Origin of the sequence: Steroidobacter sp., assembly GCF_036406195.1 — a bacterium.
Taxonomy (GTDB): domain Bacteria; phylum Pseudomonadota; class Gammaproteobacteria; order Steroidobacterales; family Steroidobacteraceae; genus Steroidobacter.
Genome location: NZ_DASWVW010000016.1, coordinates 270685 through 293489, shown reverse-complemented (window position 1 = coordinate 293489; position 22805 = coordinate 270685). Strand labels below are relative to the sequence as shown.

Here is a 22805-nt window from a genome sequence, read left to right as displayed (position 1 = left end):
CCCTTACCGTGATCACAGCCGTGATCCTGCCGTGACTCATGCCATGGTTCAGGTCGATCAACATACTGGGTCCGTGCAAGGGCGGCCCCCTCTTTTTGGTGGGGGCAGCGGCGGCGGAGCGGAGGGTTTGGCGGGCTACTCTTCTTGAACCACGACGTTCAAACGCACGGCCGTCTTCTTCGGCGTGACCGCGCCATCACGGCGCACGATGGTCACCACGGTGAGGCAGGTGCCGAAGAACAGGATCAGCGAGGAGTAGTAGACCCACAGCAGGACGAGGATGAGCGAGCCGGCCGCACCATACGTCGAAGCCGGCGCGACGCGCGTGAGATAGAACGAAATGAGATATTTGCCAACCGCGAACAGCACCGCCGTGATGAACGCGCCGCGCCACACATCGCGCCACTGCAAACTTACATCGGGCAGCACTTTGAAGATCATGCCGAACAGCAGCGTGGTCACCGCCAGCGAAACGGCGATGTCGGCGGCCCTGATCACCAGCGTCGGCACCGGAATCAACTGGCTGGCGTATTCGATGATGCCCGTGATGGCGACGCTGACCACGAACGAAGTCACGAACAGGAACCCGATGATCAGCACCATGCTCAGCGACAGCAGCCGCACGGTGAGAAACGTCAGGATGCCGCTGCGCGTCGGCCTGGCGACCACGCCCCAGAATTGATTGAGCGAGCTTTGCATCTGCGCGAACACGGTGGTCGCGCCGAACGCGAGCGCGCCGATCCCGAGCAGCGTCGGCAGGATTCCCGATTCTTTCAGTTGCGATCGGCGGACCGCCTCCTCCACCGCGGACGCCGCTTGGGCGCCCACGAGGTCGGTGATCGCAGCGGAAATCTCGCCGCTGGCCGCGTCTTCGCCATACACCGCACCGACGATGGCGACCAGGATGATCACCAGCGGCGCCAGCGAGAACAGCGTGCAGAAGCCCAAGGCGCCGGCATGCTGGAACGCGTTGCGATCCAGCCAGAGCTTGACGGCGTCCTTGACGATCTGAAGAGAGGTTTGCGGCGGCATGGCGGCGATGATGCCGCTGGCAGGCAGCCACTTCAACGCCGGTCCGTCGGCCATAACCGGCCGTGTACGTCGTACTCGCTTCACGCCGCCCTGCTCCCAGGGCGGCGTGAAGGAATCAACGTCAGTAGTTCACGTCGAACGCGATGAGATGAAATGCCCAGCCCACCCAGAGCACGAGCAGCAACGCCAGCGCCAGCAGCACGGCCCAGGTCTTCGCGTACCACTTGCGGGAGCTGCGCACCACCACGCCGGCATTCCACAGGCCGATCGCCGCCGCCCCGAAGAACACGATCGCGGACAGGATCTGCAGGACCCACAACAAAGCATCGGCCGTCGACGAAAGCATCTTGTCGCCGAAGATGAGCGAAGCCATCACGCCCCAGGCGATGAGCACCGCAATCACCGCCGTGGAGGCAATGCGTATCCGTCGATGCGCCACTGCGTCCAGTCCCCTCAGCGCGTAGGACACACGATAGTGCCTGCGCACCAGCGCTGAAATGGGCCACGCAAGCGTCGTCAGAGCCAGCGCAATGAACCCAGCGATCAGCGCCGGCATCAGCCAGCCCGCCGACACCGATGCCGGCATGGGCTCGAACACCATGAACGGCGACACCCATTCGAAAGCGAAGCGCGCCACGCGGCCGTTCTCCACCACCGCCGACAGGAAACTCTTGCCGTCGACGTCGCGCCACACGAACGGCTCGACCTCGCGCCACTTGATCGGCTGCCCGACGGCATTGGTGGCCATGGACACGCTGATGGTGCCGTCCTCGTTGGGAAAGACCTTGACGGGACCGGCCAGCGTCATCAGCCGCAGGAAGTTCGACTCCGGCCGGCGCGACACCTGGTACACGCCGGTCATCATGCGCGCGTGCTCGGCGGCCGTTTGCGCATCGACTTCGCCGTCGAACGTCGGGCCGGGCAGATAACGATCGGCAAACTGCTCGAACACAGCCTTGCGGATCTTGCCGGGCGCACCCTCCTTGCCCGCGCTGTTCATGGAAATGAACAGGCCCACGCCGTCGTCCGGGAACAGGTACAGGTCCGAGTGGAACCAGGCCGTATCGCCGGCATGAGAAATGATGCGGCGGCCGTTGCGATTCTGCTCGTAGAAGCCGAGCATCATGCGAAAGACCCGCGGCTGCAGCGTGAGCGCGGTCGAATGCATCTCCTCGGCGGTCTTTTCCTGGAGAATGCGGGCGTCGCCGAACTTGCCGTTTTGCAGATGCGCGATCATGAATCTCGCCATGTCCGCACCCGATGCGGACTGGCTGCCCGCCGGCGCGGACACGACCACTTCGAACGGCTTGGCCTTGCCCTCCGACGCTCGCGCATAGCCCTTCGACATGAACTCGCGCAGGTGCTCCGGCAGCGGCTGACGAAACGTCGTGTGCTCCATGCCCAGCGGCTTCAGGATGTTCTGCTCGACGTAGTCGTCATAGGAAAGGCCGGAAACGCGCGAGACGATGTAACCCGCAAGCGAAGTCGCGTAGTTCGAATAGGCCGGCGTGGTGCCGGGAGCGAAGATTCGAGTCGGCACCCACTCCTTCAGATACACGTCCAGCGGATCGAACGGCGTGCCCTCGGCGACGATCAGGTCCTTGACGCGCTCTTCGAAGCCCGGCGTGTGAGTGAGCACGTTCCGGAGCGTGATCGGCTCGCCGTCGCGGTCCGGGATCTCGAAGTCGAGATAGGTGTTGATATCGGCAGCCAGATCGAGCTTGCCCTGCTCGACCAGCTGCATCACCGCGGTCCAGGTAGTGAGCTTCGACACCGACCCGGGGCGGAACAGCGTGGTTGCCGGATCAACCGGCTTGCGCGCCTCCAGGTCGGCGTAGCCATAGCCCTTCTGCAGAAGCGTCGCACCGTCCTTGACGACGACGACCACCGCACCGGCGACATCGCCGGTCGCCAACGCATAGGGCAGGAAGCCATCCAGCCACGCTTCCACGTCTTCGCGCGTCAGCGGCCGAGCCTCGGACGTTTGTGCTTCCGGCGTCGATCCGGCAACCGATGCGACGCTCGGCTCGGGGGCCGGCGGTGCCGACGAAACATCGGCAGCGTCCGCTGCAAACGCCACTGGCGACAGCAGCAGCATCGTCATCAACATCGCCGTACATGCACGCATGCCAGATACCCTGATTGTGGGTTGAACCGAGGACGATCCTTATCAGGACATCTTAGTCCCAAATAGAGAACCGTCAACCAAGCCGTTTGCCGCGCGGCCCGAGCCTGCGCGGCCTCTCGGCAACTCGAATCGCTTACGAGCCAGCCGTCACTTCTTGTGACATCCGACCGTGCCCACGGGAATGAACACGACATAAGCGCGCTCGCACTCGTAGGTCAGTTTCTGCCCGCAGCCGACGGCCTCGTAGTGGTCTGCGCCGTAGCGCCGCTCAATTCGGTTGACCGCCAATTGCGAAGCATCGCAGGACAGCGCGCTGCTGGCCTGCTCGCGCACACTTTGCGGACCGGACGCGCAAGCGGCGCACAGCAGTGCGGCCATCGCACCGGCGAGCACCTTCGCGCCCTTCTGCAACGATCGAGTCTTGAGGGTTCGAGCTGTCATGTCGGGCTCTCATTCCTTGAATGTTTGCTCAGTGGACGGTGGCACGGCCTCGTTGACGAACGCGGCCGTCGACGAACCCACGCTGCGAAGTGCGATGGCGGGAATTCCGGCAAGGCGCATACGTTCTCCGGCGAGCTCGTGCAGCCGGCAATCTACGGCAGGTCCGGCGAGACGCCGGGAATTCGTGTCGAACGGTCCGAGGGGCGGGGCGAACGGCCTTTGAGGGGGGCTGCAAACGGCGCAATGGACGGCTGAACGGCAACCTTGCGGCTACACGCTCATCTGCATCCGGAACAGCCGCGCCTGGCGCCGGGAGATCTCGACCTCCGGCCCGCCCCGCAGCTGAACGTGGAGCTGCCCGCCGGTGCCGAGCTCGACGCCCTCGATGAAATCGACGTTGATGATCTGGCGGCGGTTGGCGCGAAAGAAGCGCTTCGGATCGAGCCGCTGCTCCAGCGTGTTCAACGGCCGGTTGAGCAAGGGCCGCTCCTTGCCCCACAACAGGCGGACATAGTTGCCTTCGGCCATCAGCATGCAGACTTCGCGCAGCGGCACGAACCAGCAGCGCACGCCATCGCGCACGAACAGCCGTTCGAGGATGTCGCTGGAACGCACTTCCGCGGGCCGCTCCTCCGGGGCCGATCGTGCCTTGGCCAGCGCCGCCGCCAGGCGCTGCGGCTCGATCGGCTTGAGCAGATAGTCCAGCGCGTTGACTTCGAAAGCGCGCACCGCATGCTGGTCGTATGCCGTCGTGAAGATCACGCGCGGCACGTGATCGAGCCGGGAGAGCAGGTCGAAGCCCGAACCGCCCGGCATCTGGATATCCAGGAACAGCAGGTCGGGCGCAAGCGATTCGATGCGTGCGGCCGCTTCGACGACGTCACCGGCTTCGCCCACGATCTCGACCCAGGGAAACTCCGCCAGCAAGCGCCGCAGCTCGCGCCGCGCCAGCGGTTCATCATCGATGATGAGCGATTTCATGCAACGATCCCACGGTCGATGGCGCCGAAGATTTCAAAGGAACGCTCGAGTCGGCCAGCGGCACGCGCAGCCGCGCCACGGCCCGCTGCGGTTGCGACAGATCCAATTCGAGCGAAGCGCGGGCCCCGAACAGCAATCGCAATCGTTCGGCCGCGTTGTTCAAGCCCGATCCCGTTTCCTCGCGCGGCCGCTGGGTTGCCGGGCGCGGGTTCTCCACCTCCACATGCATGCCATCGCCACGCACAGTCGCACTGATCCGCAGGACGCCGCCTGCCGGCAGCTCCGCAATGCCATGCTTGATTGCATTCTCGACCACCGTTTGCAGCAGCATCACCGGAAGGCGTACTTGCCTCGCACCCTCGGCGATGTCGATCTCGACGCGCATCCGCTCGCCGAGACGCAATGACTCGAGCGCGAGGTAATCCCCGACCGTCTCCAACTCGCGATCCAGCGTCACCAGCTCTTCGTGATCCGATCGCAATGTATATCGCAACAGCCCCGAGAGCTGAGTGACCGCATCCCGCGCGCGCGCCGGATCTTCGGCGATCAGCGCACGCACGCTGTTCAGCGAATTGAACAGGAAATGCGGATTGAGTTGCGACTTGAGCAGCTTCAGCTCGGCCGACTGCAGCGCGCGGATCAGCTCCGATTGGCGCAATTCGGCCGCCTGCCGCTGGCGCCACGACGTGATGCCCATGTACAGGGCGATCCAGATGAAGAACGCGATGCTCCAGTTCGCCAGTCGCAGCGTGAACGGATCGATGTACCGAATCGGCGGCGGGATGGCTTCCAGGGCCGGCGTGTCCTGGATCAGTCCCAATCCCCACAGCGGCGCCACGGCCATGAAATGCATGACCGTCGCCACCAGCAGCCCCAGCAACAAGCTGGCAACGACGGCGCGCGGCAGCAGTTGACGCATCCGCTGTTTCGTCCAGCCTCGACGGAGCATGAACAAACGCAGCACGTGCGTAAGACCCAGGGCGCACGCGTTCAACAGCGTGATCTCCAGGACGACGCGCTCCCAAGGCACGGGCAGCGTCGCGATGGCGCTGTACATCTGGCCCGACGCATTGAAGCCCCATCCCAGGAGCTGGCAGGTCCAATACGCGCGCGAGGTGCTCATTGCTGTGATGATTCTCATCGATCGAGAAGCTAAACCAATCGGCGCCGCGCAACGCGATGGCAGGCGCGAACGGTCGCAGAACGGCGCGAACGGCTCGAAATCGTGTCGGCCGGCGCGCGCAAGCATCCCGGGCATCCCGGCCGCGCGCGCCAGTCTACCCCGAGCGGCGCGCCGGATTTGTGAAGAGTTTTCCCATCGGATAATCTTTTTCCATTCAGGCTCTCCCGCGGAGAATCCCCCATGTCGATGCGCGCCCTGCTCCCGTTGCTGCTGGCCTCCCTTCCGGCCGCTGTCGGCGCCAGTGCCGCGCCCGCTTCGCGTGCGCCGGACTACTCGAAATACAGCGAAGAATCGCTGCAGCAGGAGTTGAAGCAGAACGCGCTCGACGAGCGCGTCGTGCTCGTGCCGATGCGCGATGGCACGGGACTGGCGACCAACGTGTTCCGCCCCAAGGACGCGAAGGGCCCGCTGCCCACCATTCTCTGGAAGACGCCCTATAGCGAGCTGGGCATGACCGGCCCCTCGCTGCGCTATGCGCTGGCGGCAGTCGATCGCGGCTATGCCTTCGTCATCCAGAACGAGCGCGGCCGCTACTTCTCCGAAGGCAAGTATCAGATCCTGGGCCACCCGCAGACCGACGGCTACGACGCATTGAGCTGGATTGCGAAGCAGCCGTGGTCGAACGGCAAGGTCGGCACGCTCGGCTGCTCCTCCTCCGCCGAGTGGCAACTAGCGCTCGCCGCGCAGAATCATCCGGCGCACGCCGCGATGGTGCCCATGGCCGCGGGCGCGGGCATTGGCAAGGTCGGCCGCTTTCAGGAACATGGCAACTGGTACACCGGCGGCGTGCCACGCAGCCTGTTCTTCGTGTGGCTGTATCACGTCGACAATCCGTTGCGCGCGCAACTGCCGGCCAATCTCGATTCCAAGATCCGCGCACGTGTCGCCCAATACAACGACCTGGCCGCGAAGAAGCCGGACGTCGAATGGCCGAAGCAGATCAAGCATCTGCCCATTGCCGAGTTGCTGAGCGATCTCGGCGAGCCGCCCGCCACGTTCGAGGAGCTGATCCGCCGCACCCCGGCCGATCCGGCGTGGCGCACCGGCGGCCTGTATCACGACGACATGGGCTGGGGCGTGCCGGCGCTGTGGTTCAACAGCTGGTACGACGTGTCGATCGGGCCGAACCTCGAGCTGTTCAATCACGCGCGCAAAGCGAACACCGATGCCGAGGCCAGCGCCAATCAATATGCGGTGATCGCGCCGGTGGCGCACTGCCAGTTCAACAAGCTCGGCCCCGACACCAAGGTGGGCGAGCGCTCCATGGGCGATACGACCTTCGATGTCGACGGCACCATCTTTGCTTGGTTCGATCGCTGGCTGAAGGGAGAGAAACACGCGTTTGCCGCGACCAATCCCGCAGTCCGCTACTTCACCATGGGCGAGAACGTGTGGAAGTCCTCGGCGCAGTGGCCGCCGAAGGAAGCGCAGACCGTTCGCATGTACCTGCGCAGCGGCGGCAGCGCCAACAGCCTGTATGGCGATGGCCGGCTCGAGCTCACGCCGCCGCCCGCCGGCGAGAAGCCCGATGAATTCACTTACGATCCGCTCAATCCGGTGCAGACCATCGGCGGCGGCGACTGCTGCAACGGCGGCATCGTCATCCCCGGCGCCTTCGACCAGCGCGTGATCGAAGCGCGCGCCGACGTGCTCGTGTACACGAGCGAGCCGCTGAGCGAACCGATGGAAGTCACGGGCTTCGTCGATGCGGTGCTGAAGGTCTCCTCGAGCGCCAAGGACACGGACTTCGCGGTGAAGCTGGTCGACGTGGCGGCGGACGGCACGGCCTACATCATCGCTGACACCATCTTCCGCGCGCGCTATCGAAACGGCTTCGACAAGCCGGAACCGATGACGCCGGGAACCATCTACGAGATCCGGCCCACGCCCATGGCCACCAGCATCCGCTTCGACAAGGGACATCGCATCCGCGTGGAAGTGACGTCCTCGAACTTCCCCAAGTTCGTGCGCAACCTCAACACCGGCGGCCCGAACGAAACCGAAAGTGAGCCGGTCGTCGCCAGGAACACCATCCATCACGCCGGCGATGACGCGTCGTACGTGGAGCTGCCGGTCGTCAAGGCACGGTGACCGCCGGGACCGCACCGATCGCGCAGCCGCCGCCAGGGCCGTGAATCCACGCGGCCCGCTGGTTCGATCTACGATTTGATCGACCTCCTACGTACGCCCCGCGTACCCATTTGCGTACACCGCTGCGTTCCATGAAACATTCAGTGCCGTTGATTTTGCTGATGCTGGCCGGGTGCGTGGCACAGCCGCCCGTGAAGTCCTGGCTCGACCCGGTGTCGGTCGCCACCCTCACCTCCCAGAGCACGCCGCTGGTGCTGGCGCGTGCCTCATCATCGAGCATGATTCAGCGGACGTTCGCCCAGCTGACCGCGGTGGAAGTCAATCGCATGGGCACGCGGCGCCTGTACCTGGTGCTCGTGCCACGGATCACCAACGAGGTGACGCCGACGCAGCTGGCCACCTTCCAACGCTCCTTCGACCAGATCGAGCTGCGGGCGGACGAGCGCGCCATCGCTCTTGCTCGCTACACGGGCGATCTCGCCGAGTTGGGGATCGGCGAGCCCGAACTGCTGCCGATCTTCACCACTCGCTTCGGTCTCTACCCGGTCGAGCGCGCCGACCTTCGAGCACTGGTCGACTCGAAACAGGTCACCCTCGTCGCGATGGGTTTGCAGACGCCGCGGACTTACGAAGAATGGAACGATAGCCGGCACAGCCTGCGCGATTTCCTCGCTCAGCTCCCCGGCGAAGCAACGGCCGCGCAGCAACGCGCACCTTGACCTGCGCGTTCGAGCCGGCCTGATGACTCGTCAACCCACGCGTCGGTCGCGTCCGCTCCAGAACCTCTCTCGAAGCTTGTTCTTCATCACCTTGCCGGTCGCGGAGATCGGCAGGCTGTCCAGCAGCTCCAGGCTGCGCGGAATCTTGTAGTTGGCGATCAGCGCCTTGCAGTGGACCTGCACTTCTTCCAGCGTCACGCTCGTGCCCGGCCGGCACACGATGGAGGCGTGAACCAGCTCGCCCCAGCGCTCGTCGGGAATCGCGATGACGGCGCATTGCAGGACGCACGGGTGGCGCGCCAGCGCGTTCTCCACCTCGCCGGAGTAAACATTCTCGCCGCCGGTGACGATCATGTCCTTGAGACGGTCGGCGATGAAGATGAAACCGTCCTCGTCCATGTAGCCGGCGTCCCCGGTGTGCATCCAGCCCTCCTTGAGCGCCTTCGCGGTTTCCTCCGGCTTGTTCCAATAGCCGAGCATCACGCCCGGCCCTCGGACCGCGATCTCACCGACGGTGCCGCGCGGCACTTCACGCCCGTGCTCGTCGACGATGCGAACATCGCAGATCACGCAAGGCTGTCCGCCGGATCGGATCTTGCCCAGCGCGCGCCCCGGTCCGGTGTGATACTCGGGCTTCAGGATGGTGGCCACCGGGCCCAGCTCGGTCATGCCGTACGCCTGCAACAAGCGCACGTTGGGCATGACCGGCAGTGCGCGATCGATCACCGCTTCGGCAATCGGCGAGCCGCCGTAGAACAGAAACGTGATGCTCGACAGATCGTGCTCGCGCGTCGTCGGGGCATCGACCAGCATCTGGAGCATGGTAGGCACCAACAGCGCGCCGGTCACACGCTCCTTCTCGATGATCGCCGCCACCGCCTTGGGCTGAAACATCGGCACGGTCACGTGCGTGGCGCCGGCGAGCGCCAGCGTGTTGAGGAAATCATGATCGGCCAGGTAAAACATCGGCGCGGCATGCAGGCCGATCATCCCGCTCATATCTCCGTAAGCGGCCTGCAAGGCCAGCGCGTTCACATACAGCGCGCGATGCGGCAGCATCACGCCCTTCGGAAAGCCGGTCGTGCCGCCGGTGTAGAACACGCCCGCCAGGTCTTCGCCGCCGCGCACGATTTCCTCGGCCGGCTCACTGGAGGCAATCAGCGATTCGTAGCTCGACAATCCATCGGGCGTCGGACCATCGCTGCAATGGATCACGGTGCCCAGGCACGGCGCTTGCGCGCGAAGCTGCGGCAGTATCGGCAGGAACTGATCGTCGATCAGCAATACTCGCGTGTCGCAGTCGGACAGCGAGTAGGCGATCTCGCTGGCGCTCCAGCGGATGTTGCAGGGGTTGACCACCCCGCCCGCCCACCAGGTGCCGAAAAAGAATTCCACGAACCGGTCGGAGTTCAGCGACAGGATGCCGACCCGATCGCCCGCCTTGACGCCTGCGGCGCGCAAGGCACCGGCAAGGCGTACCACCCGTTCATGAAACGTCGCGTAGTCGTGCCGGCGGTCGCCGCAGATGGTGGCGATCTTTCTCGGATGCACGCGCACCGCGCGATGCAGGGATTGCGTCATGAACATGGCTGTTCGCCGCCATCGAGCGCGGCATTCCCCCCTCGAAAAGCCAACCTACGCCGACTCCGCCACGACGGAGTCGAGCGTACGCGTTCGTCATCTTCGCGTCACGGCAGCTGGCGCGAGATGACTTCCTTCATGATCTCGTTCGCGCCGCCGTAGATGCGCGACACTCGCGCATCCGCCCAGGCCCGCGCGATCGGGTATTCCCACATGTATCCGTAGCCGCCGTGCAATTGCAGGCACAAGTCCAGCACTTTGCTGGACAAATCGGTGCACCAGTACTTGGCCATGGACGCGCTGGCAGCGTCGAGCCGGCCTTGCATCTGCAGCTCGATGCAGCGGTCGACGAACACGCGGGCGATCTGCACCTCGGTCAGCGCTTCGGCCAGGTGATGCCGCGCGGTCTGGAATTCCATGATCTGCTTGCCGAACGCCTTGCGCTCGCGGCAATAGTCCGATGTCTCCTGCACGGCCGTTTCCATCTGCGCCACCGCGCTGGTGGCGATCTGCAAGCGCTCCCACGACAGCTCCTGCATCAGGTACACGAAGCCCTTGTTGGCTTCGCCCAGCAGGTTCTCGCGCGGCACTTTCACGTTGTCGAAGAACAACTCGCCGGTGTCCTGCGCCTTCAGGCCGATCTTCTTCAGCCGCTTGCCCTTGCTGAAGCCAGGCATCGAGGTGTCGACCACGAACAGGCTCGTGCCCTTCGCGCCCGCGGCCGGATCGGTCTTCGCCACCACGATCACCAGGTCGCAGTGCATGCCATTGGTGATGAAGGTCTTGGAGCCGTTCAGAATGTAATGATCGCCATCGAGCACGGCCGTGCTGCGAATGCCTTGCAGGTCGGACCCGCCGCCCGGCTCGGTCATGGCGATGGCGCCGATCATCTCGCCCGTGGCCATGGGCGGCAGATATTTCTGCTTCAGCGCCTCGCTGCCATAGTGCAGGATGTATGGAGCGACGATTTCAGAATGCAGCGACATGCCGAGCATCGCCGACACGTGCTTGTGCGCGAACGCCTCGAACAGCACCACGCTGAAGATCTTGTCGACACCCGCGCCGCCGTACTCCACCGGCATGGTGGGACACAACAAGCCGGCCTCGGCCGCCTTGCGCCAGACGTCCCGATCGATGTAACCCTGATCTTCGTAGCGCTCGTAGTGTGGTACGACTTCAGCATCCAGGAAGCGATTGACCGCTTCCTGGAACTGCAGATGTTCATCGAGCAACAGTGTGCGTGGAATTGCCATCGAAGCTCTCGTCAGATGCGGAAGCCGCCGCCACAGACCAGCAGTTCGCCGGACACGTAGTTCGACTCGGGATAACAGAACATTGCGACCGCGCCCGCGGCCTCCTCGGGCGTGCCGCCGCGTCCCAGCGGAATCATCGATTCCATCGCCTTGAGCAGGTCCGGATTGACGCCGGTCTTGATCTTCCTGCCTTCGATGTCGACTTCGGACGAAGCATCGGCGGCGCTGCGGGTGAGGCGTGTATTGATCAGGCCGTACGCGACGCAGTTGACGTTGACCTTGTAACGGCCCCATTCCTTCGCCAGCGCTCGCGTCAGGCCGATGATGCCCGCCTTCGCCGCCGCATAGTTCGCCTGTCCCGCGTTGCCGCCGACGCCGGCGACCGAAGAAATATTGACCACTTTGCGATACGTGGGCGTGCCCGCTTCCGCCTCGGCCTTGGTGGCATTGCGAATGAAGCCGCTGGCGGCGCGCAGGATGCGAAACGGCGCGGTGAGATGCACGTCGAGCATGGCGTGCCACTGCTCATCGGTCATTTTCTGCACCACGTTGTCCCAGGTGTAGCCCGCGTTGTTGACGATGATGTCCAGGCCGCCGAAGCTGTCGATCGCGGTCTTCACGAAGCGATCCGGGAAATCCGGCGCGGTCACGCTGCCCAGGCACGCGACGGCCTTGCCGCCGGCTGCCTCGATCTGCGCGACGGTTTCTTGCGCCGGCCCCGCATCGAGATCGTTGATGACGACGCTGGCGCCTTCCGAAGCCAGCTTCAGCGCCACCGCCTGGCCGATGCCACGACCCGAGCCGCTGACCAACGCCACTTTGCCTGCCAGTTTTCCCATCGCTTGTCCTCGAAAATTGAATCGCTCAGCGCACTCGATCGGCTCAGAGGGCCACCAGCGCCTCGCCCTGGATCTTCAACTCGCCGTATTGGTTGCGCATCTCCACCTGCACGCGGGCCGACGAGTCCACCGGCCAGACGACCGTAGGCGACTCCCTGCCGATATGTTTCTTGTCGATCATGATCAGTTGTCGCGTTGATACAGTGTGACGACGCAAGCGCCGCCGAGGCCGAGATTGTGTTGCAACCCGAGGCGGGCACCGGGCACCTGACGTTCGCCCGCCTCGCCGCGCAACTGCTCGACCAACTCCGTGCATTGCGCGAGGCCGGTGGCGCCGAGCGGATGGCCTTTCGACAGCAGGCCGCCGGAAGGATTGGTGACGACCCGGCCGCCGTAGGTGTTGTCGCCGGCGGTCACGAATTTTTCCGCGCCACCGTCTTCGCACAGACGTAGTCCTTCGTAGCTGATGACCTCGTTCTGGGCGAAGCAGTCATGCAGCTCGACCACGTCGACGTCCTTCGGTTCGATGCCCGCTTGCTCGTAAACCTTGTCGGCCGCTTCGCGCGTCATGTCGGCGCCGACCAGCGCCATCAAGCTGCGCTTCTCGAAGGTTCCCGGGCGGTCGGTGGTCATCGCTTGCGCGGCGATGAAGACGCGTCGATCGAGATTGTTGCGTTCGGCGAAGTCACGCGACACGAGGAGTGCCGCGGCCGCACCGCAGGTCGGCGGACAAGCCATGAGTCGCGTCAAGCTGGCTTCGGGGAACACGAGAGGCGCGGCCATCACGTCTTCTTCAGTAACGACCTTGCGGAACAGAGCCATCGGGTTGTACGCCGCGTGCCGGCTGGCTTTGGCGCGCACCTTGGCGAACAGGTTCGGTTTCACACCGTACTTGTCCATGTACTCCTTGCCCGCGCCACCGAAGTAACGCAGCGCCAGCGGCACCGGGTAAGGATTGATCTCATCGCACAGCCGGTCGAAGTCGGCGAACGGCGAGGGACGATCGGTCCAGTGAGCCGTGAGCGCGCCCGGTTGCATCTGCTCGAAGCCCAGCGCCAGCACGCATTCGGCCGCGCCGCTCTCGATCAACTGCCGCGCCAGGAACAGCGCGGTGGAGCCGGTCGAGCAGTTGTTGTTCACATTGGCGATGGGAATACCAGTCATGCCGACCTGGTAAAGCGCGCGCTGGCCGGAGGTCGAGTCGCCGTAGACATAGCCGACTATCGCTTGCTGCACGTCGGCGTATTCGAGCCGTGCATTGGCCAGTGCCTTGCGCACGGCGGCGGCAGCCATCACGTCGTAGGTGTCCGATGCGCCTGGCTTGCCGAAGGGCACCATGCCAACCCCGGCGACGTATGCCTTTTCTTTCATGAGAGCTCTCCGATTCCACGCCCGATGCGACACGAAGCGCGAAAATTAGAGCCCGGCGGGGTTGGCTTCACCCTGCCAAAAGGTTGGGTTTGTGCCCGCCCTAGAGGATGCCCTTATGCCGGGCCGCGGACAGCGCACCCGTGCGGTTCTTGCACGCGAGCTTTCGATAGAGATTATGCAAGTGCCACTTCAGCGTGCTCTCGGAGATGAACAGCGACTCGGCGATCTCGCGGTTCGACCGCCCCGACTCCAGGTGCTTCAGAATGCGCAGCTCCTTGCGCGTCAACACTTCCTCGGTGTCGGCCACCACCGCCTTCGGTTTGGTTCGCAACCAGACCGGCCTGGGCACCGCCTTGTGGCCTTTCAATGCATGAGACAAGTTGGCGACGATGTCGGCATCGTCGAAGAAGACGCGTCGATAACCATATTGCTCGCCGAGCTGCAACGCCGTGCGCCAGGCGTCGGCCGCCTCGGCCTCACGGTTACAGGCCACCAATGCCATCGCCTGCAGGATGAGCAGCTCGACGCGCCGGTAATGAAACCCTTTTCGCTCGCTGCGCCTCAATGCCGGCGCCAGCCTGACGAGCGCCACCTCCGGCGCCTTTGCCAGCGCCACCCGGGCTCCGGCGCGCGCGCTCCTATCGGCCTGCATGTTCTCGATAACAGCATCCGTGCGATCGAACCCGAACTGGCGTGCCAGCTCGAAGGCGGCGGCTTGCTCTCCGAATCGACAGTTCCAGATGCACTCCTCGCCCGCAAGCGTGATGGTCACTCTCGGCAAGTCGCGCCGAACACCCAGTGCGCGCCCCAGGCGCAACGCCTCGATGCCGGCATCGCGATCGCCGCGCAGGAATTGCAAGCGCGCGCGGGTCAGATAGAGAAGAATCAAAACATCGGCAATGCCGGTGGCATCGACTGCGGCGAGCTCGCTTTCCAGCTCCTGGCCGGCAAGGGTTGTTTCATCGAGCTCGTAGTGGATCGCAGCGAGCACGCCATGGTGGTGCGCTGCCTGTTCCGGATGGCCATTGAGCCTTTCGGCGACCAGGCGCAAGGCGCCCTCGGTGACAGCCTGCGCCGCTCGGTAGTCTCCTCGCTTCAGCCACAACAGCGAAGCCAGCAACATGCCGCGCGAAACGCCGAAGCCGTCCAACTCATTCACCTTCTGTGCGCGCCTGGAGTACTCGAGCCCCAGGTCGATCTCGCCAGCCGTCTTGGCAGCATAGGCCGCCAGGCTCAGCGCATCACCCGCGCCGCGCGGGTACGCAGATCGGCAATGCTCGAGCCATGCCTGCACCTGTGGCAACATACCCTGGCATTCGTCACGCAGGCCGCGCCACATCAGCTTCTGCAACGTAACGGCGCTACGCATCGTATCGATGAGCGTCGGATCTTTGTCGGATGAGCGCTGCCAGGCCTCGATCAAGGCATCGAAATCGGCGAGCTCACGTTCCAGCAGCTCACGCTGCTGGAAGTACGCCAGCAATATCATGTAGCTGATCCTGATCTGAGGATAGCGATTGATCTGGTCTCTCGGGATCAACGGTATCCAGCGCGACAGGTTGGCGCCGCTTCGCCCGCGAGGCACCTTGCCATCGACGCACGCGGCCAGCCATCGACAAGCCAGGTCCCATTCGCGCGCGCGTACGGCGCAGTCGATCGCATCATCGGAGAACCCTTGCGCCTGGAACCAGTGACCACCCGCAAGCAGCGACTCTCTCATCGCGGTCGCCAATCTCGGCGGCACCTGGCGGCGCAGGTAATCGCGAACGAGGTGATGAAAGCGGAACCACTGGCCTTGGCGGTCGAGCGGAATCAGGAACAACCTGCGCCGCTGCAGCTCATCCAACAGGCCGGCGGCTACGTCGGGCCCGCACACCTGCGCGGCAAGGTCGGCGCAGAAGCGATCGAATTGCGCCAGACGATAGATATGTTCGTGCTGCTGCGTGGCCAATCGACCGAAGACCACTTCACCGAGGTACTCCACCACTTCGCGGTTGGTGCCGGAAAAGTCCGCGATCAGTTGTGCCGTATCCGGCGCATCGCTCAACGCCAGAGCCAGCAGCTCGATCGCGGCGGCCCAGCCTTCAGTCTTCTCCAACAGCGCCGACTGCGTGCAGCCGTCCAAGGGCGCAAGCCGGCGCTGCGCCCAGAAAGCGGCGGCCTCTGCGCTCGTAAATGCGAGCGCGGACTGATCCACCTCGGCCAACTCGCCACGCAATCTGAGTTGCGAGATACCTACGCGCGGAGCGTGACGGCCACCGATGACGAAACGCAGGTTGTCGGCGGCGTAGCGAACCAGCCATTCGATGATGCCCAGTGCCTGCCGGTCCCGCAGCACGTGCGCATCGTCCATGAACAGCACGATCTTGGAATCGACGCCGGCGAGCCGCGCGCCAATGGCATCCAACAATGCTTCAGTCGTACTCGGCGCTTGAAAATCCAACGTTGCATCCCGGCCGAGATCGGGAATGGCCACTCGCAGCGCCGCGATCAGGTAACGCAGCAGGCGCAGCGGATCGTTATCGTTCTCGTCGAGATTGAGCCAGGCCGAGCTGACTCCGGGCGCCCGTTCGCCTTGCAACGACTCGAACCACTGCGCCATCAACGTGGATTTGCCATAGCCCGCGGGTGCGGCGACTACCACGGCCTTGATGCGGCCACCGAGGATCTCGGCGGGCAACATGAGTCGCGGACGTTCGATCGGCGCCCGCGCGCCCAACAATGGCTGGAGCTTGCTTTCGAGCACCGGCGCCATCGCCTCGTCGATTCGCTCTAACACCCGCTTGCGCCCTCGCCGTCGCTAGCGGCTCAACGCCGGTTGCGCCACACGTAAGTGCTCGGCACCGCGGGCGAAGCTGCGCGCGTCGGCGACGACGTTGAAGTACCGCAACTGGCGAAGTTCCAATGATTGTTTCCCGTACTGCCGGCCGGAATGGTAACGCCCGACGTTGCCGCAATCCATGCTATGCCAACGCTGAACAGCTGCCTGCAATCGCCGGTCTTGGCGTAACCGGCCCGTTTCTCGGGCGAACACTGCCGGACTGTCCGACAGTCTCAACCGACGTGACAATCTTGCGAAGCGTTCTCGCGCCATCATCCGTCTGCCGATTGCAATCCGTGCGTATGTCGGGTATCAAGCACGGCGACAATCGAACTGCATGAAATATTTCTTTCGATGCAGACGTTGTCACAGGGAGGCCGCCGTGAAGCGGAAAAACAACGAACAAGCGACAGCGCCCCATGACCGCTTGCGCGAGCTCGTGCTCACGTTCGCTACTTTGTTTTTGATGTGCAGTATGGCTGCCGTCGCCAACGATGGCGGGACGCTATTCGCACAGTGCGCCGCCTGTCACGGCAGCAAGGGCGAAGGCAACGCGACGCTCAACGCGCCCGCGATCGCCGGCCAGGACGCGGTATACATCGAGCGCCAGTTGCGCCACTTCCGGAATCGCCGTCGTGGCGCCGACGAGGCCGATGTGCCCGGCATCCAGATGCAAGCGGCGGCGGCAGCGCTCGCTGACGATACCGCCATCTCGAAAGTTGCGAGTCATGTCGCCGGCTTGCCGAAGACTGTCGTTGCCAACCCGGCGAGCGGCAACTTGCGCAATGGCACCACTCTCTATCACGGCAAGTGCGGTGCCTGTCACGGCGGCCAGGCCGAGGGCAATGCCGCTCTGAAGGCGCCGCGACTCGCGGGGCTCGATGCAGAGTATATGAAGCGGCAGTTTGCGCAGTTCAGGGATGGAGTGCGTGGCACCGATCCGCAGGATACGCCGGGCCGCCAGATGGCCATGATGGCCAAGACCGTTGCGACGGGCCGCGATCTCGACGACATCATCGCGTTCATCCATCAACAAGGCAGGCCAAAATGATTCGCGCGCTCGTGTTGCTCATCGCGGCCGCAGGGACCGCTGGCGCAACCGGGCCGGCTCCGGATGATTTCCTGAAACCCACTGCTGCCGCGTCGACCGCGGACTTCGTACTCAACAGCTCCTGCCCGCCCGGGTTCGAGAAAACCGGCGCCGGAGTCTGCGAGCTGCGCACGCTCTATCAGTTCTACGACTCGCTCGGCAATTATGGCCTGGGCGGCACACGAACCTCCTTGCCGCCCCACCGTGATGGATTCACGCCGTATCAAATCGATCTCGGCCGATATTTATTCTTCGATCCAGTGCTGTCGGGCGATGGCACGCTTTCCTGCGCCAGTTGCCATGATCCCGCTCGAGGCCTTTCCGATGGCCGCGCCAGATCCATCGGCATCAACGGAGCAGACACCGGACGCGCAGCGCCGACGCTGTGGAACGTGGCATTCCTCAAACGCTTCTTCTGGGATTCACGCGCGAGCTCCCTCGAAGAGCAAGCCGCCGGCCCGCTCTATTCGCCCAAAGAGATGGGCAGCACGCCGGCTCGGATGCTCGAGAGCTTGAATGGCAACACGATCTATCGCCGGCTGTTCGAGCAGGCGTTCCCCGATCAACGCGGCCCCATCACCGAACAACAGGTCCTGACGGCGCTGGCCGCTTTCGAGACCTCGCTGGTGTCACTGAACAGCCGCTACGACCGCTACGTTCACGGCTACCACGACGCGCTCTCCGAACGTGAGATCGAAGGTTTGAACGTGTTCCGCTCGTTCGTCGCGCGCTGCTCCGAATGCCACATGCCGCCGCTGTTCACCAACGAACAGATCGCGGTCATCGGCATGCCCGAACCCGAAGGCCAACCGTTCGATATTGGCGCCGAGGCGATCCTGGGCAGCCCGAAGCTCAAAGGTGGATTCAAAGTCCCCACACTCAGAAACATCACGCGCACCGCGCCCTACTCGCACTCCGGCGCATTCGCCGATTTGCGTGGAGCCGTCGAGTTCTACAACAAGGGCCGAGGCAACGCAGTGCCCAAGGGCATGCAGTTGTATCTGCACTGGCACATCTCGGATCCCAAGCTCACGGACACCGAGATCGACCGGCTCGTGGAATTTCTCGACGCATTGACGGATGAAACGTTCATGCCGCGGACGCCGGCGCGCGTGCCGTCCGGCTTGCCACTCGCACCGATCACGGCGGAGCCGGCTTTCACCCGCCTGGCACCCACCCAACAAGGAGAACGACGATGAAAAAAGGGCTCGTTTTGGGATTGCTCGCGGCCATCGTGGCCTTCGGGGCCGGTACCTACTTCGGCCGCAGCACCAAACAAGTCATGACCTTCAGCTCCTCCACCGAGGGACCCAGCTACAGCGGCGGGTTCAAGGCCGAAGGCGGTGGCGATGCCAATCCGGCAGGCGCGATCCGCTCGGTGGCCGGACCGGCACCGAGCAACGTCGTGGTCGTCAAGGATGGCGAGTCCATCCAGGCCGCGGTCAAGGCGGCACCGCCGGGAACCATCATCCGCGTCATGCCCGGCACCTATCACGAGACTGTGTACATCGATAAAGACGACATTCGCATCATCGGCGTGATCGAGGAAGGCCGCCGTGCCGTGCTCGACGGACAGAAGCAGCTCAACGACGCCATCCTCTACTCGGGCAACAACTTCGTGGCCGAGAACCTGGAGATCCGCAACTACAAGGGCAACGGCATCATGGGCCAGGCCGGCAACAACTTCGAGATCCGCAACAACGTGATCGTGGATTCCGGCGTCTACGGCATCTTCCCGCAGCTCGGCCAGAACGGCATCGTCGAGCACAACGTCATTTCCAAGATCGCCGACGCCGCCATCTACGTCGGCATGAGCGACAACATCCAGGTCGCGCACAACGACGTGTTCGACAGCGTAGCCGGCATCGAGATCGAGAACAGCCGCCACGCCATCGTCGAGCACAACTACGTGCACAACAACTCCGGCGGCCTGCTGGCATTCGTCACGCCGGGGCTGCCCATCAAGGACACGGTCGACGTGATCTTCCGCAACAACTTCGTGGTCGGCAACAACCATCCGAACTTCGGCGCGCCCGGCTCGACCGTGGCCGGTATCCCGGCCGGCACCGGCATCCTGGTGATGGCGGCCGACGACGTGGTCATCGAGGGCAATGTCATTTCCGACAACAAAGTGGCCGGCATCATCATCACCGATCACGCCAATGCCTCGAATATCACCGTCGACCCTGAGTCGGAACCGAACTCGGATCGCGTCAAGATCCTGGACAACGTGATGCTGCGCAATGGCTACGACACCATCAAGGAAGTGAAGGCGTTGCTGCTCTCCGAAGCCAAGGTGGGCGCCAAGAACCTCGACATCGTGCGGGTCGGGCCGAGCCCTGGCAGCTGCATCATCAATCGCCATCAATATGTGACAGTCGGCGTCGGCGATTTCGCCGAGTGCGAGTTCACCAACACCGCGACCACGGTGAACTACCTGATGCCGCCGGTGCCGCCGCGCGAGATCAAGCCGGGCGAACGCGGCAAGGTGGTGTACCTCGGCATCTGCACCGGCTGTCACACATACACCGGCCGCATGATCGGCCCGCCGGTGCAAGTGATCCAGGCGCTGTACATGGACAATCCACAGGGGCTCGCCGACTACATCGCGAAGCCGACCAAGAAGCGCGACGACTATCCAGAAATGCCGCCGCAGGACTATCTCGATCCCGAGACTCGCCTGGCCGTGGCGAAGTACATGCTGGAAGTGACGAACTGATGACTGGTGAGCGGTGCAATCGGCCGAAAAGAGACTCGAGTTTGGGGGCGGCCACGGGCCGAACGGAAGTTACGGAGAAGAATGCTATGAGCAATCGCAGTAACAAAGTCGCGTATGCAATCGGTATGGCGCTGGGCGTGGGTGTCGCGGCGACGGCGCCGCAAGCGGCACTGGCCCAGCAGGCAGCTCAGGAAAGCCTGAGCGTCGAAGAAGTCGTCGTCACCGCGCAGCGCCGCACGCAGTCGCTGCAGGATGTGCCGATCGCGATACAGGTGGTGGACAGCACGCTCATCGACGCCGTCGCCGCGGAAAACCTCGGCGATCTGAATGGCTTCATCCCGGGACTGGTCGTTTCGGGCAACAGCCCGACGCAGCCGAAATATCAGATTCGCGGCATACAGACCAGCGACTTCGGCGTCGGCACCGATCCGGCGGTCGGTGTGTACGTCGACGGCATCTATGCGGCGCGCTCCGGCGCGTCGCTGCTTGCCTTCAACGACGTCGAGCGCATCGAGATTCTCAAGGGACCGCAAGGCACACTGTTCGGCCGCAATAGCGCCGCGGGTGCGATCTCGATCATCACCCACCAACCCGAGGACGTGTTCCACTCGACGCTGCGAGTCCGCTTTGGGGAGCATGGCAAGCAGTACTACGAAGGCATGCTCAACACGCCGCTCGGCGACAGCGTGGCGCTGCGAGTCAACGGCGTTTACAACAAGAGCGATGGCTGGCTCGAAGATGCCGCCACAGGCCAGGATCTCATGCCCGAGGAGAACTGGGCGGGCCGCGTCGCGCTGCGCTGGAAACTCTCCGAGCAGACCAGCGCGACGCTCTCCTGGGATCACGACGATCTGGATCAGTTGGCCCGGCCTGCGATCGGCCTGATTGCCGTGCAGCCAGGTCAGACCCAGATCCCCTTCCCGGCCGATCCCACGACCTATATCGATCCCCGCAAGGCGCCGGTCTACAACGACGTGGTCGGCAATGAAGAGTCGCGCCAGCTCGATCAGGTCAACTTGTTCATCGATCACAGCTTCGGCGAGGTCGACTTTCGTTCGAGCACTTCGTGGCGCCAGTTCGAAACCGTCAACCGTGAAGACGAGGACGGCACCAATCTGATCGCGACCTACTTCGACACCGCAAACATCGAGGACAACGAAAGCTTCTACCAGGAGCTGAAGTTCTCCGGCTCCAACGATCGGATCGATTGGGTCGGCGGCGTCAGCTACTACAAGGAGAAGGCCAACCAGATCAGCGACACGCACACCTTTACCGACGCCATCGATACCCTGGGAATGAACCTCGGCTTCTTCGACGATCTCGGGCTGTACGGATTTACGAGCAGCCTCATCGAGCCCTTCGGCCTCAGCATGCTCGGCCTGCCGTGGCGCGAAGCCATGTACAACCGTGGCGACTTCGAAGCGTTCGCGGCGTTCGGCGACGTGATCTGGCACGTCAACGATCGGATGAACCTGACTTTCGGCCTGCGCTACACGCACGATTCCAAGGAGTTCAGGTGGACCAACGGCCCTCACGAGACGCCAGAGCTCGATGCAGTGGTCGCAGGGCTCGATGAGCTCGGCTTCTTCGACACGATTGGTGTTCCTGCCGAGATCTATCGCTTCGGCGATGTCGCATTCGCGGTGGACACGCCCCCGGGCGGCCTGACGCTCAAAGACTCGTGGGATGACGTGAGCCCGCGCCTGGTACTCGACTACAAGGTCGTTGCCAACGTCATGGTGTTCGGCTCGCTGGCCAAGGGCTACAAGGCCGGCGGCTACAACAGCACCGAGGTCGCCTCGAAGTTCGACAACGAGGACGTGTGGAACTTCGAGACCGGCATCAAGAGCGTGTTTCCGCAAGCCGGCGTGGTCTTGAACGCCTCGGCGTTCTATTACATCTACGACAACAAGCAGGCCATCGTGCTGGCCACCGACGTCGAAGGGTCCGACATTCCGCAGTACCTGGTCGATGTCAGCGACGAAGAAGCCTGGGGCATCGACATCGACGCGCAATGGCGCCCGATCGATCAGCTCAGGCTGTATGCCAACGTTGCCTTCATCGACGCGACCTACAAAGAGAAATTCACGCGCGGCGACAACCCGATCGATCTGTCGGGCCAGCCGACCGGCGAGCCGTACCTCAGTGCCTCGGTGGGCGCCAGCTACGGTTGGGCACTTGGCGACGCCGGCGATCTGGAGCTGTCGGGCCGGTTTGCGTACCGTGGCAAGCAGCGTTGTAACGACGATTCGGAGCAACAAGGAGACTGCTCGCTGCAGACGATCTTCAAGGTGGGCGAGGCCACGGAGCGTCTCGACCTGCGGCTGGCCTGGAGCAGCGCGAAGGACACCTTCGGCCTCGCGGCCTACGTGACCAACGTGCTTGACGATCAGTACGTCACGGGCATCAACAACCTCACGGCCAGCACGTTCGGCACGCCGTTCGCGTCGATCTCCGAGCCGCGCCAGTGGGGCGTGGAGGCCAGGATGTCCTTTTAGAAGTGACTGGTGACTAGTGAATGGTGACTGGTCAGAATGGCAGCGGATGTCACTTGCG

The 22805-nt window shown here is 63.7% G+C and carries 18 protein-coding genes; 6 read left to right on the top strand and 12 right to left on the bottom strand.

Features of this window, described 5'->3' with window-relative positions; genetic code table 11:
• Nucleotides 1-135: 135 nt before the first annotated feature.
• The 5 genes from VGE08_RS06705 to VGE08_RS06685 all read right to left on the bottom strand — a co-directional run bounded on the left by VGE08_RS06705 (nt 136) and on the right by VGE08_RS06685 (nt 5723).
• Nucleotides 136-1116: a YihY/virulence factor BrkB family protein gene (locus VGE08_RS06705; RefSeq protein ID WP_331067080.1), complete on the bottom strand. Its 981-nt coding sequence runs from the start codon at nt 1114-1116 to the stop codon at nt 136-138.
• 37 nt (nt 1117-1153) lie between these two features.
• Nucleotides 1154-3160, bottom strand: coding sequence for a serine hydrolase domain-containing protein (locus tag VGE08_RS06700; RefSeq protein ID WP_331067079.1), 2007 nt, complete (start codon nt 3158-3160; stop codon nt 1154-1156).
• Nucleotides 3161-3307: 147 nt separating this feature from the next.
• Entirely contained in the window at nt 3308-3601 is a 294-nt protein-coding gene (locus VGE08_RS06695; protein WP_331067078.1) for a hypothetical protein, read from the bottom strand.
• Nucleotides 3602-3871: 270 nt separating this feature from the next.
• Nucleotides 3872-4582, bottom strand: coding sequence for a LytTR family DNA-binding domain-containing protein (locus tag VGE08_RS06690; RefSeq protein ID WP_331067077.1), 711 nt, complete (start codon nt 4580-4582; stop codon nt 3872-3874).
• Nucleotides 4560-5723 (bottom strand): sensor histidine kinase, encoded by a 1164-nt coding sequence (locus VGE08_RS06685; RefSeq protein ID WP_331067076.1) that lies wholly within the window; start codon nt 5721-5723, stop codon nt 4560-4562. The genes VGE08_RS06690 and VGE08_RS06685 overlap by 23 nt, the downstream gene beginning before the upstream one ends.
• 222 nt (nt 5724-5945) lie before the next feature.
• Here VGE08_RS06685 and VGE08_RS06680 point away from each other — a divergent pair, with 222 nt between their 5' ends.
• Together VGE08_RS06680 and VGE08_RS06675 are read left to right on the top strand one after the other, a co-directional pair.
• Nucleotides 5946-7856, top strand: coding sequence for a CocE/NonD family hydrolase (locus VGE08_RS06680; RefSeq protein WP_331067075.1), 1911 nt, complete (start codon nt 5946-5948; stop codon nt 7854-7856).
• Between the two features lie 131 nt (nt 7857-7987).
• The gene (locus VGE08_RS06675; RefSeq protein WP_331067074.1) at nt 7988-8575 is read left to right on the top strand and encodes a hypothetical protein; all 588 of its coding nucleotides are present in this window, start codon (nt 7988-7990) and stop codon (nt 8573-8575) included.
• A gap of 30 nt (nt 8576-8605) precedes the next feature.
• On the opposite strand, the gene VGE08_RS06670 is transcribed toward VGE08_RS06675, so the two are convergent.
• The 7 genes from VGE08_RS06670 to VGE08_RS06640 form a co-directional block, all read right to left on the bottom strand.
• Nucleotides 8606-10162, bottom strand: a complete 1557-nt coding sequence (locus VGE08_RS06670; protein WP_349258638.1) for a long-chain-fatty-acid--CoA ligase — start codon at nt 10160-10162, stop codon at nt 8606-8608.
• 101 nt (nt 10163-10263) lie between these two features.
• Nucleotides 10264-11409, bottom strand: coding sequence for an acyl-CoA dehydrogenase family protein (locus tag VGE08_RS06665; RefSeq protein WP_331067072.1), 1146 nt, complete (start codon nt 11407-11409; stop codon nt 10264-10266).
• 11 nt (nt 11410-11420) lie between these two features.
• On the bottom strand, nt 11421-12248 hold the full coding sequence (locus VGE08_RS06660; protein WP_331067071.1) for an SDR family NAD(P)-dependent oxidoreductase: 828 nt from the start codon (nt 12246-12248) through the stop codon (nt 11421-11423).
• Between the two features lie 43 nt (nt 12249-12291).
• A complete protein-coding gene (locus VGE08_RS06655; RefSeq protein ID WP_331067070.1) occupies nt 12292-12429 on the bottom strand; it encodes a hypothetical protein in 138 nt (45 codons plus the stop codon).
• A 2-nt stretch (nt 12430-12431) separates the two neighbouring features.
• Complete coding sequence (locus tag VGE08_RS06650) at nt 12432-13619, bottom strand: lipid-transfer protein (protein ID WP_331067069.1); 1188 nt, start codon at nt 13617-13619, stop codon at nt 12432-12434.
• 100 nt (nt 13620-13719) lie between these two features.
• Nucleotides 13720-16398, bottom strand: a complete 2679-nt coding sequence (locus VGE08_RS06645) for a helix-turn-helix transcriptional regulator (protein WP_331067068.1) — start codon at nt 16396-16398, stop codon at nt 13720-13722.
• Nucleotides 16399-16419: 21 nt separating this feature from the next.
• A complete protein-coding gene (locus VGE08_RS06640; RefSeq protein WP_331067067.1) occupies nt 16420-16524 on the bottom strand; it encodes a LysR family transcriptional regulator in 105 nt (34 codons plus the stop codon).
• A 298-nt stretch (nt 16525-16822) separates the two neighbouring features.
• On the opposite strand from VGE08_RS06640, the gene VGE08_RS06635 reads away from it, so the two are divergent.
• The 4 genes from VGE08_RS06635 (at nt 16823) to VGE08_RS06620 (ending at nt 22747) form a co-directional block, all read left to right on the top strand.
• Complete coding sequence (locus VGE08_RS06635) at nt 16823-17491, top strand: c-type cytochrome (protein WP_331067066.1); 669 nt, start codon at nt 16823-16825, stop codon at nt 17489-17491.
• Nucleotides 17488-18729: a cytochrome-c peroxidase gene (locus tag VGE08_RS06630; RefSeq protein WP_331067065.1), complete on the top strand. Its 1242-nt coding sequence runs from the start codon at nt 17488-17490 to the stop codon at nt 18727-18729. Before VGE08_RS06635 ends, VGE08_RS06630 begins: the two co-directional genes overlap by 4 nt.
• Complete coding sequence (locus tag VGE08_RS06625) at nt 18726-20249, top strand: parallel beta-helix domain-containing protein (protein WP_331067064.1); 1524 nt, start codon at nt 18726-18728, stop codon at nt 20247-20249. The genes VGE08_RS06630 and VGE08_RS06625 overlap by 4 nt, the downstream gene beginning before the upstream one ends.
• A gap of 86 nt (nt 20250-20335) precedes the next feature.
• Nucleotides 20336-22747 carry a TonB-dependent receptor gene (locus tag VGE08_RS06620; protein WP_331067063.1) on the top strand — a complete coding sequence of 804 codons (2412 nt, stop codon included), beginning with the start codon at nt 20336-20338 and terminating at the stop codon, nt 22745-22747.
• Nucleotides 22748-22805: the final 58 nt, after the last annotated feature.

Coding starts and splice junctions, on each gene's coding strand:
- VGE08_RS06700 (WP_331067079.1), bottom strand. CDS start 3,160: ATGCGTGCATGTACGGCGATGTTGATGACGATGCTGCTGCTGTCGCCA.
- VGE08_RS06695 (WP_331067078.1), bottom strand. CDS start 3,601: ATGACAGCTCGAACCCTCAAGACTCGATCGTTGCAGAAGGGCGCGAAG.
- VGE08_RS06690 (WP_331067077.1), bottom strand. CDS start 4,582: ATGAAATCGCTCATCATCGATGATGAACCGCTGGCGCGGCGCGAGCTG.
- VGE08_RS06685 (WP_331067076.1), bottom strand. CDS start 5,723: ATGAGAATCATCACAGCAATGAGCACCTCGCGCGCGTATTGGACCTGC.
- VGE08_RS06680 (WP_331067075.1), top strand. CDS start 5,946: ATGTCGATGCGCGCCCTGCTCCCGTTGCTGCTGGCCTCCCTTCCGGCC.
- VGE08_RS06675 (WP_331067074.1), top strand. CDS start 7,988: ATGAAACATTCAGTGCCGTTGATTTTGCTGATGCTGGCCGGGTGCGTG.
- VGE08_RS06670 (WP_349258638.1), bottom strand. CDS start 10,162: ATGTTCATGACGCAATCCCTGCATCGCGCGGTGCGCGTGCATCCGAGA.
- VGE08_RS06665 (WP_331067072.1), bottom strand. CDS start 11,409: ATGGCAATTCCACGCACACTGTTGCTCGATGAACATCTGCAGTTCCAG.
- VGE08_RS06660 (WP_331067071.1), bottom strand. CDS start 12,248: ATGGGAAAACTGGCAGGCAAAGTGGCGTTGGTCAGCGGCTCGGGTCGT.
- VGE08_RS06655 (WP_331067070.1), bottom strand. CDS start 12,429: ATGATCGACAAGAAACATATCGGCAGGGAGTCGCCTACGGTCGTCTGG.
- VGE08_RS06650 (WP_331067069.1), bottom strand. CDS start 13,619: ATGAAAGAAAAGGCATACGTCGCCGGGGTTGGCATGGTGCCCTTCGGC.
- VGE08_RS06630 (WP_331067065.1), top strand. CDS start 17,488: ATGATTCGCGCGCTCGTGTTGCTCATCGCGGCCGCAGGGACCGCTGGC.
- VGE08_RS06625 (WP_331067064.1), top strand. CDS start 18,726: ATGAAAAAAGGGCTCGTTTTGGGATTGCTCGCGGCCATCGTGGCCTTC.
- VGE08_RS06620 (WP_331067063.1), top strand. CDS start 20,336: ATGAGCAATCGCAGTAACAAAGTCGCGTATGCAATCGGTATGGCGCTG.